The sequence below is a fragment of the Streptomyces sp. NPDC096205 genome (genome assembly GCF_044763135.1).
GTDB lineage: Bacteria > Actinomycetota > Actinomycetes > Streptomycetales > Streptomycetaceae > Streptomyces.
Genome location: NZ_JBIWFS010000003.1, coordinates 701,525 through 715,140, shown reverse-complemented (window position 1 = coordinate 715,140; position 13,616 = coordinate 701,525). Strand labels below are relative to the sequence as shown.

At 66.8% G+C, this 13,616-nt stretch carries 12 protein-coding genes; 8 read left to right on the top strand and 4 right to left on the bottom strand.

Going from position 1 to position 13,616, the window contains the following annotated elements; translation table 11 throughout:
- Positions 1 to 6: 6 nt before the first annotated feature.
- The gene (locus ACIQ6Y_RS15670; RefSeq protein ID WP_404038388.1) at positions 7 to 3,414 is read right to left on the bottom strand and encodes a BTAD domain-containing putative transcriptional regulator; all 3,408 of its coding nucleotides are present in this window, start codon (positions 3,412 to 3,414) and stop codon (positions 7 to 9) included.
- A gap of 652 nt (positions 3,415 to 4,066) precedes the next feature.
- Positions 4,067 to 4,351: a hypothetical protein gene (locus ACIQ6Y_RS15665; protein ID WP_404038034.1), complete on the bottom strand. Its 285-nt coding sequence runs from the start codon at positions 4,349 to 4,351 to the stop codon at positions 4,067 to 4,069.
- Positions 4,352 to 5,153: 802 nt separating this feature from the next.
- On the opposite strand from ACIQ6Y_RS15665, the gene ACIQ6Y_RS15660 reads away from it, so the two are divergent.
- The 4 genes from ACIQ6Y_RS15660 (at position 5,154) to ACIQ6Y_RS15645 (ending at position 9,794) form a co-directional block, all read left to right on the top strand.
- Entirely contained in the window at positions 5,154 to 5,669 is a 516-nt protein-coding gene (locus tag ACIQ6Y_RS15660) for a hypothetical protein (protein ID WP_404038031.1), read from the top strand.
- Between the two features lie 99 nt (positions 5,670 to 5,768).
- The gene (locus ACIQ6Y_RS15655; protein WP_404038028.1) at positions 5,769 to 8,486 is read left to right on the top strand and encodes an ATP-binding protein; all 2,718 of its coding nucleotides are present in this window, start codon (positions 5,769 to 5,771) and stop codon (positions 8,484 to 8,486) included.
- A gap of 278 nt (positions 8,487 to 8,764) precedes the next feature.
- Positions 8,765 to 9,226 (top strand): transcriptional regulator, encoded by a 462-nt coding sequence (locus tag ACIQ6Y_RS15650; RefSeq protein WP_404038025.1) that lies wholly within the window; start codon positions 8,765 to 8,767, stop codon positions 9,224 to 9,226.
- 1 nt (position 9,227) lies between these two features.
- Positions 9,228 to 9,794, top strand: coding sequence for an HD domain-containing protein (locus tag ACIQ6Y_RS15645; RefSeq protein WP_404038023.1), 567 nt, complete (start codon positions 9,228 to 9,230; stop codon positions 9,792 to 9,794).
- Here the strand turns inward: ACIQ6Y_RS15645 and ACIQ6Y_RS15640 are convergent.
- Together ACIQ6Y_RS15640 and ACIQ6Y_RS15635 are read right to left on the bottom strand one after the other, a co-directional pair.
- On the bottom strand, positions 9,782 to 10,255 hold the full coding sequence (locus ACIQ6Y_RS15640) for an NUDIX domain-containing protein (RefSeq protein WP_404038020.1): 474 nt from the start codon (positions 10,253 to 10,255) through the stop codon (positions 9,782 to 9,784). The genes ACIQ6Y_RS15645 and ACIQ6Y_RS15640 overlap by 13 nt on opposite strands.
- 3 nt (positions 10,256 to 10,258) lie before the next feature.
- A complete protein-coding gene (locus tag ACIQ6Y_RS15635) occupies positions 10,259 to 11,026 on the bottom strand; it encodes an XRE family transcriptional regulator (protein WP_404038017.1) in 768 nt (255 codons plus the stop codon).
- A 667-nt stretch (positions 11,027 to 11,693) separates the two neighbouring features.
- On the opposite strand from ACIQ6Y_RS15635, the gene ACIQ6Y_RS15630 reads away from it, so the two are divergent.
- The 4 genes from ACIQ6Y_RS15630 to ACIQ6Y_RS15615 are packed head-to-tail and all read left to right on the top strand — an operon-like array spanning position 11,694 to position 13,589.
- Positions 11,694 to 11,960: a DUF6284 family protein gene (locus ACIQ6Y_RS15630; protein WP_404038014.1), complete on the top strand. Its 267-nt coding sequence runs from the start codon at positions 11,694 to 11,696 to the stop codon at positions 11,958 to 11,960.
- Positions 11,960 to 12,247, top strand: a complete 288-nt coding sequence (locus ACIQ6Y_RS15625) for a DUF6303 family protein (protein WP_404038012.1) — start codon at positions 11,960 to 11,962, stop codon at positions 12,245 to 12,247. The genes ACIQ6Y_RS15630 and ACIQ6Y_RS15625 overlap by 1 nt, the downstream gene beginning before the upstream one ends.
- On the top strand, positions 12,244 to 13,251 hold the full coding sequence (locus ACIQ6Y_RS15620; RefSeq protein WP_404038009.1) for a DUF2637 domain-containing protein: 1,008 nt from the start codon (positions 12,244 to 12,246) through the stop codon (positions 13,249 to 13,251). The genes ACIQ6Y_RS15625 and ACIQ6Y_RS15620 overlap by 4 nt, the downstream gene beginning before the upstream one ends.
- Positions 13,251 to 13,589, top strand: a complete 339-nt coding sequence (locus ACIQ6Y_RS15615) for an RRQRL motif-containing zinc-binding protein (RefSeq protein ID WP_404038006.1) — start codon at positions 13,251 to 13,253, stop codon at positions 13,587 to 13,589. The genes ACIQ6Y_RS15620 and ACIQ6Y_RS15615 overlap by 1 nt, the downstream gene beginning before the upstream one ends.
- Positions 13,590 to 13,616 lie beyond the last annotated feature (27 nt).

The window sequence follows — 13,616 nt, the reverse complement described above, 5'->3', positions numbered from 1 at the left end:
GCGGGGTCAGGCCTTCCGCCCGGCCAGCAGCTCCCGCAGCTCCGCCACCACCGCCTTCTCGTCGGTGCCGTCGAGGGCGCTGAGCGCGGCCCGCCACTGCGCGTGCGCCTCGTCGCCACGGCCGTGTTCGCGCAGCAGAAGCCCGTGCTGGTGGCGGGCCAGGGCGCCGGTGTAGCCGTCGGCGCGGGCGTCGGCGCGGCTCAGCAGCTCGGCGCACTCGCGTCCGGCCCGCCCGGTGTCGCCGAGCAGCCGCAGCGCGCGCACCAGGCCGAGCCGGGTCTGGGACTCGCCGTGCCAGTCGCCGTGGCCGCCGAGGATGCGCAGGCTCTCCTCGAAGTGCGGCAGGGCGGCGTGCGGTTCGCCGAGGGTGAGGTGGGCGTAGCCCATGTTGCAGTGCGCCGAGTGCTGCACGATCACCGCGCCGATCTCCACGCCGATCGCGAGCGAGCGCCGGTGCTGCTCGATGGCCGCACGCGGGTCGGTGTGCTCGTAGAGGTTACCGAGGTGGCTGTACGTCACGGCCTCGCCCTGCGGGTCGTTCAACTGCCGGGAGTACTCCAGGCTCTGCCGCAGCGCCTCCCCCGACTCGGCGTGCCGGCCCAGCCCTTCGAGCAGCAGCCCGCGGTTGTTCAGGCAGCGGCGGATACGGGTGACCGCGCCGAGTCCCTGCCAGATCTCCAGCGCGCGGTCGTTGAGGGCGAGCGCCTCGTTGTGCCGGCCGGTGAGGAAGTGCAGGCCGGCGAGGTCACCGAGGGCGTACGCCTCGGCCGCGGCGTCCCCGAGCCGCCGCGCCACCGTGAGCGCCGCCCGCCCGAGCACCTCCATCTCGGCGACCCGGCCGCTGCGGTGGACACACGGGAAGAGCAGGCGCAGCAGCGTGGAGAGGTGTGCGAGCTGCGACTCCGGCCCGGCCGCCGCCTCGGCCTCATCGGCGTACTGCTCCGCGAGCGCCACGAGGTTCTCCAGCTCCCGGTCGGCCCAGGCGAAGGCGTCCTCCGGGCTGCCGAAGTGCGGCACGACGGCGACGTCGGCCGCGTGCCCGGCTGGCTGCGCGGCGGTCGGGCGGCACCGGTCGTCCAGGTCGAGGCCGGGTTCGAGGATCGCCGTGAGGATGCGTTCGGCGACGGCCGCGTACCAGCGCAGGGCGATCTCCGCGGTGTCGCCGGCCTGCCCGGAGTGGGCCAGTTCGCGGGCGAAGTCACGGACGAGGTCGTGCGGGGCGTAGCGGCCGTACGCCGTCTCCTCCAGCAGCGCCACGTCGACCAGCCGGTCGAGCGCTGCCTCGGCGCGGCGCTCGTCGGTGCCGAGCAGCCGGGCGAGGAGCGGGGCGCCGTACGCGGGCAGGTCGAGCGCGCCGATGCGGCCGAGGGCGGCGGCCGCGTCCCGGTCGGCCTCCCGGTCGGAGGCGGCGAGCGCCTCGTGCGCGACGGCGAGCGACCGCCGCACGCTCAGGTCGTCGTACTCCAGGTGGTGCAGACGCCCTTCGGTGGCGGCCAGTTGACCGGCCAGCACCTCCGGGGTGAGGGCACTGCGGGCGGCCAGCCGCGCGGCGACGACCCGCAGGGCGAGCGGGAGTCGGCCGGTGAGACCGACGAGCGGGTGACCGGCGTCGAGCCCGTCCCGGCCGGAGACCGCACGCAGCAGGGCGGCACTGTCCTCGTCACTCAGCGGCCCGAGCGGGAAGCGGACGGCCCCGTCGAGCGCGGTCAGCGGCGAACGACTGGTCACGATCACCGCACAGCCGGGCCCCGCCGGAAGCAGGGGGCGTAGCTGCGCGGCGTTCTCGGCATCGTCGAGCACCATGAGCGTGCGGGTGGGGGCGAGCAGAGACCGCAGCAACGCCGCAGCGGCGTCCGGGTGTTCGGGGATGCGCCGGGGCTCGGTGCCGAGGTCCCGCAACAGCGCGGCGAGGGCCTGGCCAGAGGTGAGGGGGGTCATGCCCGGGGTGGCGCCATGCAGGTTCACATAGAGCTGCCCATCAGGGAAACGTTCCCGCAGGCCATGCGCCACATGCAGGGCGAGGGCGCTCTTGCCGACACCGGCCATACCGCTGACGACGGTGACGGCGGAGGGGCGGGTGAGGGTGTCGAGCAGGTCGTCGCGGATACGGGCACGGCCGGTGAAGTGTGCGGGGGGTGGGGGGAGTTGGGCGGGGCGGGGGGTGAGGGGGTTTTTGACCGGCGTGTGGGTGGGGGGCGTGGGGGTGGGGGCGGCGCTGGGTGCGGGGGTTGCGTCGGAGGCATCGAAGGCGTCGAAGGCTTCGGGGTGGCTCGAGTCGGCGTGCCGGGCGGGGGCGGCTCCCGGCACGTGGGCGGTGGGGTGGGAATCCGGGGCGGGGTGCGAATCCGCGCCGCCGCGTTGCGAGTCCAGGGCGTGAGGGGAATCCGAGGCGCGATACGACTCCGGGTCACCCTGCGAGCCCGGGGCACGCTGTGGGTCCCAGGCGGGATGCGAACCAGCGGCACCAGACGAACCCACAGCACCACGCGAGTCAGCGCCACGCTGCGAGCCCGAGGCAGGGCGCGAACCAGCGGCACCAGACGAACCCACAGCACCACGCGAGCCCACGACCCCCCGCGAATCCACGCCCCGCTGCGAATCCACGGCATCCCGCGCCGCCCCACCCGCCGCCCGAGTCGATCCGCCCGCCATGCGAACCGCCCCGCCAGTCGCCCGAGCCGATCCGGCCGAAGGCCGACCGCCCTCCCCCCGCAGCACCTCCAGGTGGGCCTCGCGCACCGCGGGCCCCGGTTCGATGCCGAGTTCCTCGACGAGGCGGGCGCGCAGGTCGCGGTGGACGGCGAGGGCCTCGGCCTGGCGGCCGGTGGCGTGCAGGGCGAGCATCAGCTGGCGGTGGTAGGCCTCGCGCAGCGGATGTTCGGCGGCGAGGGCCGTGAGTTCCGGGACGAGGCCGTCCGGCCGGCCGCCGGGGACGGCCAGTTGGGCGTCGTAGAGCCATTCGAGCAGCAGCAACCGTGCCTCGGTCAGGCGCTGCACGAAGGCGTAGCCGCCGAGGTCGGCGGGGAGGCCGCTGAGCGGTGTGCCGCGCCACAGCGCGAGCGCGGCGGTGCACTCGCGCACCGTCCGCTCCCAGTCCCCGTCGGTGTGTGCGGCGCGGGCCCCGGTGACGTGTGCGTCGAAGACATGGATGTCCAACTCGCCCTGTTCGACGCGCAGCAGATAGCCGGGCGGCACGGCGCGCAGCCGCTCGGGGTCGTCGAGGAGCCGGCGCAGCCGGGCGACGTGGTTGTGGAGCGAGGCGTGGGCGGAGACGGGTGGTTCGCCGCCCCACAGGGCGTCCTTGAGCGAGTGGACCGGGACGACGCGCCCGGCCTCCATCAGCAGCGCGGCGAGCAGGGAACGCACCTTGCCGCTGCGCACGGTCCGCACGGCGCAGCCCGAGGCGTCGGACATCCCGGCGCCGCCGTCGTCGTACAGCACGGGCGGTCCGAGCAGCCCGAAGCGCAGCGCGAACGGCGGCCCGGACCGCGGCCTGTGCCGCTCCTCCGGGCTCTCGGCTCCGCTCGAGCAGGGAGGTGCCCCCATCCGCCGCTCCATTGCCTTTCCGCGCGCCCGAGCGGCCGCGCTCCCTGCGGAAACGGCCGTCCCATGGCCGAATCCCACTGCTCTACGACGGTTTCCCGCCACTTGCTCGCCAGGCCGCCCAACGGCCGCTCCGCCCGGCAACCGCACCGCGCGCGACGAATTCCGGCGAGAACGCGGCGGAATCCGTCGCGCTCCACTACGGTGACGACCGTTTACCGTCGCATAGTTGCGGTTCCACCGCGCTTCCGTTCGCGGCGAGGCCGACCTGTCCACCGCCGCAGGCAGCCGAAAGGCGGTTTCCCGCCAGCCGGTCGACAGCAAGTCGGAGAACCGTTGGCCACATGTTAGCGATCCGTTGGTGCGACCTGATGTGATCACTTCATCGGATCTGGCCCGACGGTGCGCGCGTTCTACGCGTTGCTCGGGGGAGTGTCGCCGCCGCGGCCGGGTCCGGGGACGCAAGAGGGCCCCCGGTCGGCAGAGGTGAGCGACCGGGGCCCTCGTCCCTCCCTCGCGCGGCTCAGGTCCGCCGGTTCTCCTTACGGCGTACGAACTTCAGCCCCGACCAGTCCTCCCCCAGCGCGGCCACCTTCACATCGACCAGGCCCAACGGCAGGAACAGCTCCCGTAGCGCGTCCTCGGTGATGTCACTGTCGTGCCCGGCCGCCCGACGTGGCCAGGCGATCCACACCATGGTCCCGTCCCCCAGCTCGGCAGCCACCCGCCGCGCCTCCTGTGCCAGCAGGGCCCGCTCCCGGTAGAACGCCACGGTCACATCCGCCCGCGCCGGCCCACCGACATCCACCTCACACCCCTCCGGCAGCCCCGGAATCCCCCACCCCTGCGGCCCGTGCCACAACCGCACCCGCTGCCCGCCTTCACCCCGATCTTCCGCGCGAGCGGCGTACCCGAATACCCGGCGGCTTCACTCATGCGCACCGCTCTTCCCGCCCCGGACAACAAGAAAACCCCAGATCAGATTCTTCTGACCTGGGGTTCCAGTGGAGCCGCCTTCGGGATTCGAACCCGAGACCTACGCATTACGAGTTGTCCGATCTTGGTCCGGGGGCGTCCACTCATGTCCCCGGAGCGCCATGATGGCCTGGTCAGGCGAGGGCTCAGACTTCGACAGACCACGGCGGACGATTGTGGATCGGACGCCGGATGAGACCGCCATTGAGACCACCAGCAGCGTCGGCAATCTCGAAGGCTGTCACAGCACATGTTACTCGTGGGGCGAAGTACCACCCGCCCTGCAGAGAGCTGCACCCCTGGCCAGGTCGATTTGCCAGAGGCCCAGGATGCCGGAAACCGCACTCGCTCGCTTCTGCCTGGGGCCATGGGAGAGCTCCGCGCCCATGCCACTGCTCCGTCGGCCCTCGCGAACGGGGCCGCCTCTTCTCGGGGCTGAGGCGGCCCCACCAGAGGCATGCCGTTGCCCCCCACCAGGGGCACGGGTAGGACCCGAAGGAGCACTACCGTCGGTGCGGGCCCGCCATGTCTGCGCGCCTGAGACGGTCACTGCTTGTTGACTGCTAGCGGGCTCATGGCGAGCGCTTCAATGCGGAGTTACGGCAAGTCGCCCTGCTGGAACGACACTTCATCCTATGCTGATGGCGAGCATAGGGGGTGGGGGCATGACTTCATCGGAGCCGAACACACCGGAAACGGGTGCGCTTCGCGATCAGTTCGCATTGGAGCGGTATCGATACGTACTGCAGCAGATCCAAGCCGTGAACGAAAATACACATCGATTCCTGGCCATCTATCAAACGCTCGCTACAGCATTGGTTGGGGCAGCGTTAGCGCTCTTCGTCGGTTACCGAAAGTGGGAAGTGGCCCCAGACGTCGCACGCTCCGGAGTGATCGGGTTACTAATACTGACCACAATGGTCGCCGCATTCACAGCAACGTTGATCGCGGTGGGCGCAGCCGCTTGGCTTGACTACCGAAACGAAGAGTGCGATATAACAGATGAAATGGTAGGCCCTGGATTCCGTAAGCGTCCTCGCCCTGGCAACCTACTGCGCTGGTATGAAACCTATGTTCTCCTTTTCATCATTTTCTCCGTAATGTTGATGTGGGTTCTTTCTGGGATTCTCGTGATTCCTGCAATAAAATAGCACAGCAGAGTGGCATTGTGTCGACTGCACCCCTTCTGCTGCACGCCGCCGACAAGCGGGACAGAGGCTAGCCCAATAATCGGTTGATCGGAGGAATTAATGGACTACGAGGAGACGCGTTTTTGGAGACTCTTCAGCGAGCAGATTGGGATGCAGGCCCAGAGCGAGGCACAGCGGCTTGCAGAGCAGTTTAAGAGTAGCCGCAAACGGGCTGCGCTTATCGCTGCAGAGATCAGTCGAGATTCTGCAGACCTAACACAGCACGACATTTCTCACATCGACGCTCTTTGGGAGTATGCCGAGCTAGTTTGTGGCCCAGAGTACGCGCTAAATCCTGCCGAGATCTACGTTCTAGGTATCGCCTTCCTTGCCCACGATCTAGCCAATGGATTGGCGGCAATCCCGGAAGGGATGGAACATGTAAAGAAAGACGCAAGGTGGCTAGATATCTTGACTTCGGAATACCGGGCAGAGAACGGCGTTTACCCTTCACCCGAGAAACTTACCGAACCGGATCCCGAGATAAAATCCCGAGCAATCTCACGTTATCTCCGCGAGACACATGCCGACTTCGCCGCAAATATTCCCTTGGAGCCTTACACAGACACCGCTACAGGCGAATCCTTCTATCTGCTGGAGGACGCTGAACTGCGCAATCAATATGGACACCTGGCCGGCCGCATCGCAGCGAGCCATTGGTGGCCATCTAGAGTGTTGCGCGAGGAATTCAGTGTGCGAATTGGTGCGCGTGCCAGCATGCCCAGTTCATGGGAGGTAGACCCACTCGCCCTTGCCTTCATTCTTCGATGTGCCGATGCTAGTCATTTGGATTCCCGTAGGGCACCTGCCTTTTTGCGTGCGGTGAGGAGCCCAAGGAACGAATCAATGCCTCACTGGGTCTTTCAGGACAAGCTTCAGAAACCGCGCATTCACGATGATCGATTGTCATACACCAGCTTGAGCCCCTTCGGACGGAACGAATCCGAAGCCTGGTGGGTCTGCCACGACGCCCTCTCAACGCTCCATCACGAGCTTACAGCCGCCGATAACATCCTTTCTGATTCAGGGAGGGATCGGTTTGCTGCGCGAGGCGTAGTGGGTATTAGCGACCTGGAGGAACTCTCCCGGAACATCCGTACCGATGGCTGGCATCCGATCAACGCCACGGTTAAGGCTACCGACGTAATCACTCTCGTCCGCCGCCTAGGGGGTGCAGAACTGTACGGCAATGACCCTTCGATCCCCATTCGAGAATTGATCAGCAACGCTGCCGACGCCGTGCGGGCGAAGAAATCACTTCTGGGTGCATCCGGAGCACGCCCCTGGGAAATTACGGGGGATGTCACCGTTTCACTAAATTACGATGCAGACGGTACCTGGCTCCATATTCACGACACAGGTCTCGGCATGTCAAAAAACGTTCTGACTAATGCACTTTTGAACTTCGGCACCTCTTACTGGGGTTCACCCGACTCGCGGCGAGATCTCCCGGGACTCCTTTCGTCTGACTTCCGCCCTACGGGGCAGTATGGTATCGGATTCTTTTCCGTATTCATGATTGGCCGCTCAGTTCGAGTAACATCTCGTCGCTACGACGCTGCCGCGAGCGAGACAATGGTGCTTGAGTTCGCAAACGGCCTGACAGGGCGCCCACTGCTGAGGAATGCCGAATTTCACGAGCAGCTAGTTACCGGTGGCACCGAGGTCAGGGTACTACTGAACACAGACCTTTCCGATATCCTGACCGTCGATGATCACCACGGAATCCTAGAGAGTCACACGTTAACTTTGGCTGAATATTACGCCTGGCTCTGCCCTGCGCTGGATGTAAATCTCTACGTGGTAAACAAAAACGGGGAGCGCGTTCTCGCTGTAGAAGCGGACGATTGGAAACGCCTCGATCGCAACTCACTTATTGATCGGCTACATGCAGACCATCGACCAAGTGAGCGTGAGCGATTCAAACAGGTGATCAACGGCGATCTGGAGCCTGTCTATTCGCCTCTCGGGGAAATGGTGGCCAGGATCGCCATTGCGCCCATGATCACCGATGCTAGACTCCGCGAGCGTCCTGACTCCGACGACTCTCATGGAGTGGACTGGATTTCCATGGCTGCTCCACTCGTAGTGGGCGGCGTGCGTGCCAAATCCAGCATGCAGAGCTGTGCAGGTCTAATCGTTGGTAGAACACTGCGAGCAGCGCGCGATGTTGCAATTCCTGCTATCCCTGCACAAGATTTCTCTGCTTGGGCTACCAGTCAGGCTGCATCATGGATTCCGACTTGGGATCACTATATCGAGAGTATCTCCCAGCAGCTGGTTTCACTTTACGCAGAGCCAGGGAAAATGCCAGTAGGTGAAACGTCGGACGGCCCGGCGACATACGAGCAACTGGTCGAGCACTGCAAGAATCTGCAGCGCGTTATCCTATTGCAAGACGCCGCGTGGTCCAATTACTGCAGCAGAGATGGCGCCAGCCAACATGAACTCCAGAAAGACGTGATCCTTATGAATCCAGGATACGCGTCAGTCTTGAGTGTCGAACGCAGCCAAAATGGCGGGCGGGATATTGATGTTCACGATTGGGTGGGACACTTCTCTGTCGGTGAGAACTCGGTCGCGCCCAACTCGATTCCCGGCATCATCGTTCGAGCCGTGGCTCAAGCATGGAGCATCGATGAGTCCGAGCTCCAATCAGCCTATGCCCGCCGGGAAAAAGGTGACGCAAGGCAAATTGAGGTCGTCGGAGTAAGCAAAAAGGGTGAAACTGTGAAGAGCGTGCGGCTCTCGACAATTGCTGTTTTTTCACGAGAATAGTCGATCACAGTAGTATCAGCTCCGACCAGGCGCCAGCCGGGCTGGAAACGAGGTGGGGACCAGAACAGAGTTGACCCGAGCCTGTGCTCGGCAGCGCTCGATCTGCGCAGGGTGATCACATTCAGCCTGATTGGCCCACTGGCGACAATGATCGCGTGTGCTCGTCAGAGATTGAGTTTGGCGTCAACCGTAGGTAGCCATTGGGCGACAGCATCCTGAGGCAGCGAGAGCCATGGGAAGCTTGAAACAGACAGTGAGCGGACGGGGAAGGAGAGCGAGTGTCTCAGCAGGTCAGCCCTCGGGGAACCTTCCTGAAAGTCGCGGACGAACTGAAGGCTCGAACTGCGGCAGACCCAGACATGGCGGAGCTTCCGTCCTTGGCTGAGGTTATGCGGGAGCACAAGGTCTCGCGCGGGGTTGCCCTTCGCGCCTTCGGCGTGTTGCGCCAGGAAGGTGTGGCTGAGCCGGTGCCAGGGGGTCGATGGCGTGTTGTGCGCTCGGGTGCACGAGTTGACGGGCGCCCGCTCGATGAGCGCATCGTCGACATCATCAAGGCTGAGGGGTTCGAAGTAGGGGAAGCCTTCCTGAGCGCCACCGTGCTGGCGAACCGGTTCGGAGTCTCACGCCCCACGGTCACCAAGGCACTGGAGAAGCTGCAGACCGCCGGCGTGCTGGCGGGGGGCGGACAGGGCAGGGTGCGGACGGTCCGCGCCGTGCCGACGCGAGAGGAGCGTTCATAGCTTGCCGAAGTTGACGGAGTGGGCCTATCCCCTGGCTGAGTCCCTGCTCGCCGAGCCGCTGCCGCGGCGGTGGAAGCACTGTCTCGGGGTCGCCGAGAGGTCACGCACGATCGCGCTCATCCTTGATCAGGATGCAGACCTGCTGGAGGCTGCGGCGGTCCTGCACGACATTGGCTATGCGCCGGACCTGGCTAAGACCGGCTTTCATCCGCTGGACGGCGCACGCTACCTGCGGGACGTCGCCGGCGCCGACGAGCGCGTCATTAACCTGGTCGCCCACCACTCCTGTGCGTGCATGGAGGCCGAAGCTCGGGGCCTGCGCCAGGAGCTGGAGGACGAGTTCCCCCGCGAGGGCGCACACCTCAATGACGCGCTGTGCTTCTGCGACATGAACACCACGCCAGACGGGACGCCCACCAACCCGATCGACCGGATCAACGAGATCGCTGGTCGTTACGGGCCTGAAAGCCTAATCGGGCAGTTCATCCGCCGGGCCGAACCCGAGATCCTGGCGTGCACGTCCCGTGTCCTCGATAGAGTCGCTGCTGCCAAGCGTCAGCCGATGTAGGGCGCGCTCCGGGCTCGGTCCATAGCGTGCTCGATCCGGAGCCGCATCGTGGGATGCACGTCTAGAGCCGTCAGGTCCTCCGGGGCGACCCAGCGGACCTGGGTCGTCTCGTTACTCGTCCGGACCTCACCGCCGACCGGCCGCGCGCGGAAGCAGATGCTGAACTGTTGGCGGACCTCGCCATCGTCGTACTGCATCACGTGTCCGGGGTCCGTGTAGATCCCGGACATGTCTACGACTTCCGCCTTGATCCCGGTCTCTTCCCAGACCTCGCGGATGACCGTATCGCTGATGGACTCCCCTACGTCGTGCCCGCCGCCGGGCAGAGCCCAGCGCCCGTTATCGGATCGCTGGATCATCAGCACCTCTCCCGCGTCGTTCTGCACGAACGCGACCACGGACGGCACTACGGAGTTGGCCGGCGGGGCGTCGGGGTCATGTAGGTAGTCGATACGTCCCATGGTTCAGGCTCCCGTGATGCTCGCTATGTCCTGCTCGGTGATCGGGCGTGCGTTCTCCCACGTGTGGTCGATGCTATTGGCGTACGTGTCGAAGATGCCGCCGCCGGGCAGTCGGCGCAGATGCATGACGGGCGCCATGTAGGCGCCGATGCCGTAGACGTGAGGGTTGACGAGCATCTCGTCATCCGCCCGATAGATCGAGTTGTAGAGCGTCGAGTCATGCAGCCGGAAGTCAATGTCCGGGTGACTCCGCATGAGGGGACGGTAGAGCACCAGGGCGTTGCGAATCTTGCCGTCCATGATCTGGTGACCCTCGTCTATGCCCCGCTGTCGCACGGCATCACAGTCAGGGTCCCCGAGCAGGATGCGCACCCGCGCCCCCGCTTCCACCTTGGCCCTCAGCAGGTTGTGGAACAGCGGATCTTCCGAGAGGAAGAGGCCGGAGTAGACAAGCACGTCCAGATTCCGCTCAGCGCGGCTGTAGAGCTCTCGCCACAACCCGGGCGGCACTGTATGCCGGTGGGGGTAGACGGAAGCTATCTCGGCTTTGGTCAGGTCCGTCGCGCTCTCGACGTTGCGGTCGTCGTCCCACAGCGTCGTCACGTCGACCCTGAGCGCCACTGCCGTTGCGTACTGGTGGCGCCGGTAGGGCACCTTCCCTTGCGTGATCCAGCGCTCAACCGTCTTCGGGTTGACGTTGATCTCTTCAGCGAGGCTCTGCACCGTCATGCCGCGTGCGAGCAGGGCGGACCGTAAGCGCTCGTTCGACATCTGCACCCCCGGTGGGACGTCTAGGGACTTCTTGACCGTAGCCAGAAGTCCCGGAGCTGTCCACGTATGGGGTGACCAACTCCCCTGACCTGCGGCGATTCTGAATGTGCGCCAAGAAGTCCCGGCGCGAAACCAAGAGGTTCCGTCGACATACTTGACGGACCCTCATGCAGTACCTGTAAATCAGGTACTGCTACGGCCGAACGCAACAACTCGGCTGTAGGCGGCTTCATGCCGCACGCGCAGAAGGCGGGGACGCTGCAATCCCGCTGAAGGCCAGGCAGAACAGGGTTTCGGCCCGTACTGGCGAGGTGGCCCGGCGACCGCGAGCAACGGCCGGAGGGTGGGGACTAGGTCCCCCTTGCAGTGCTTCACCCCTGTTGATCTGGCCCGAAAGGGATTTCCAGTGCTCCGACGAAGACTGTGGGCGCCGCCGTGAGGGACCGGCCGGCGGGCGCCAGTGCGGCATTCCGGTCCGTTCTCTTCCTGCCATCGCAGCGGCTAGCGCTGCGGTCGGTTGCCTCCCTCGCCCGTCCGGGCCCGCGCATGGCGCGGGGCGCGTACGGGCGGGGCGTGGGGAGCCGAGTCGGCTTCAACGGCAAGCGGCTCCCGGGGTGCCTCCCGGGAGCCGCGTTCGGGCCGTTCACCTTCGAGAGGAACACGACCCATGAAGATTCTCCCCCTTCACCCGCTGCCCGGCATCGACGTGGCCGAGTCGGACCGTGAACCGACGGACGCGGAGCTGAGCGCGATCGACGCCGAGATGCCGCTGATCCGCGCGGAGGTCGAGGAGCTGGACGTTCAGATCAGCCTCCTGGACCGGCCGGTGACCGAGTGGGACGCGCGCCGGCTGCGCCGGGCCCGCCGCAAGGTGCTGGTCGCGCGCCGGGACCTGGCCAACCGGGACGGCGCCGGGGCGCCGGAGGTGGCCTGATGGCGCGGGAGTTCACGGCGCAGATGTCCGTGTCCAAGGGGCGGTGGCGCTTGTACGTCGCCCTGCTGAATACGACCGAGCCGTGGCCTGAGTTCAGCTTCGAGCGGCCCGCGCCGGTGCCGACGTTCACGGAACGTGTGAACGCGCTCAGCGTGCTCGGCTTCGAGCCGGTTCCGGACGCCGAGTGGGAGTGGACGGAGTACAGCGCCGACGATGAGGACCCCGCCTCCCCGGTGACACTGCTCGGCTCGGTTCAGGTGCGTTCACGGACGGGGGCGGGCGCGTGAACACCGACCAGATCCGTTCAGCGGAGCGGGCGCTGTCGGTCGGCACGTGGCTGATCGTGGGCGGCGCCATGCTGTACTCCATCCTGACCGTGACCCCGCTCGCGGCTGCGCACACGCCGGATGAGTGGGACTGGACGGCGCCGATCCTGCCGCTCGTGGTCGATGCGGCGGTCGTCATCGTGGTCCGGCTGGATGCCGTACTGGCCCGCCTGGGCGGGCGCGGTGGGCGGTGGCCGGTGGCGCTGCGGTGGATGACCGGGGGCATGACGCTGGCCCTCAACGTCGCCGATTCCGCCCTGGACAGGGACCCGGTGGGCGTGGCCGTGCACGCGGTCGCCCCCCTGCTGCTCATCGTCACCGCCGAGACCGGGCTCGCCTACCGGCGTGCCATCACCACCGCCATGACGGCGCTGGAAGAACGCCGGCGGGCCGAGCGCGAGCAGCGCGAGCGTGCCGCCCAGGAGCGGGCTTCGGCGGCCCGTCGACAGGCGCGGGAAGAGCGTGAGCATGCCGCGATGCTCGCTCGTGAACAGCGCGAGCATGAGGCACGGCTCGCCCGTGAAGCCGCCGAGCGGGAGGAGCGGCGGCGGCGCGAGGAGCAGGCCGAGCGGGCTGCCCGTGAGGCTGCGGAGCGGGAGGCGCGTGAACGCCGTGAACGCGAGCGTGAACAGCGCGAGCGGGAGCGCGAACGCGCTGAGCGGGAGGTCGCCGAACGCCGCGAGCGCGAGCGGCTGGAGCGCGAGGAGCGTGAACGCCGTGAACAGGCTGAGCGCGAGGAGCGGGCTGAGCGTGAACGCGCCGCGCTGCTGTCGCGCGGCCCCGCCCAGAGCAAGCTGCCCGAGGACGAAGCGCGCGCCGTCGTCGCTGCCGCGTTCCACGCCGGCCTGTCGGTGCGGCAGGCGGCCGAGCTGTGCGGCTGGTCTGTCGGCTGGGTCTCCACCCGCTACGCCGAACACCGCGACCCCGCCGCGGGCGGCGCTGAACTGGCCATCGCGGGCCGCTGATGGCCGCGATACCTGTCTACCCCTGGCGCCTGGCCCCTGACGGGCTGGCCACCCGTCGTCAGCTGCGTGCCCGTGGGCTGCGGCCCGGCGGGCAGGACGTGGCCGCGCAGGTCGAGCGACCTCGGCGCCGCCGGGGGCCGCTGGTCGCCTACCTGTACTCGATCGAGCAGGCCAAGCCGGTGCGGCCGATGACGCCGGCCAAGTGGGCGGCGTTGGAGCGGGCGAACGCGGCCCGCCGCATCTGCCCGCAGTGCCGCACGGACGCCGGTTACGTCATCCCCGCATCGCTCGGGATGTGCGTGCCGTGCGCCTTCCCTAACGAACAGTGCGCCGCCTGAAGCCCCCTTCGACTCTCTCTGGAGTTC

Coding starts and splice junctions, on each gene's coding strand:
- ACIQ6Y_RS15670 (WP_404038388.1), bottom strand. CDS start 3,414: ATGTCCGACGCCTCGGGCTGCGCCGTGCGGACCGTGCGCAGCGGCAAG.
- ACIQ6Y_RS15660 (WP_404038031.1), top strand. CDS start 5,154: ATGCTGATGGCGAGCATAGGGGGTGGGGGCATGACTTCATCGGAGCCG.
- ACIQ6Y_RS15655 (WP_404038028.1), top strand. CDS start 5,769: ATGGACTACGAGGAGACGCGTTTTTGGAGACTCTTCAGCGAGCAGATT.
- ACIQ6Y_RS15640 (WP_404038020.1), bottom strand. CDS start 10,255: ATGGGACGTATCGACTACCTACATGACCCCGACGCCCCGCCGGCCAAC.
- ACIQ6Y_RS15635 (WP_404038017.1), bottom strand. CDS start 11,026: ATGTCGAACGAGCGCTTACGGTCCGCCCTGCTCGCACGCGGCATGACG.
- ACIQ6Y_RS15630 (WP_404038014.1), top strand. CDS start 11,694: ATGAAGATTCTCCCCCTTCACCCGCTGCCCGGCATCGACGTGGCCGAG.
- ACIQ6Y_RS15625 (WP_404038012.1), top strand. CDS start 11,960: ATGGCGCGGGAGTTCACGGCGCAGATGTCCGTGTCCAAGGGGCGGTGG.
- ACIQ6Y_RS15615 (WP_404038006.1), top strand. CDS start 13,251: ATGGCCGCGATACCTGTCTACCCCTGGCGCCTGGCCCCTGACGGGCTG.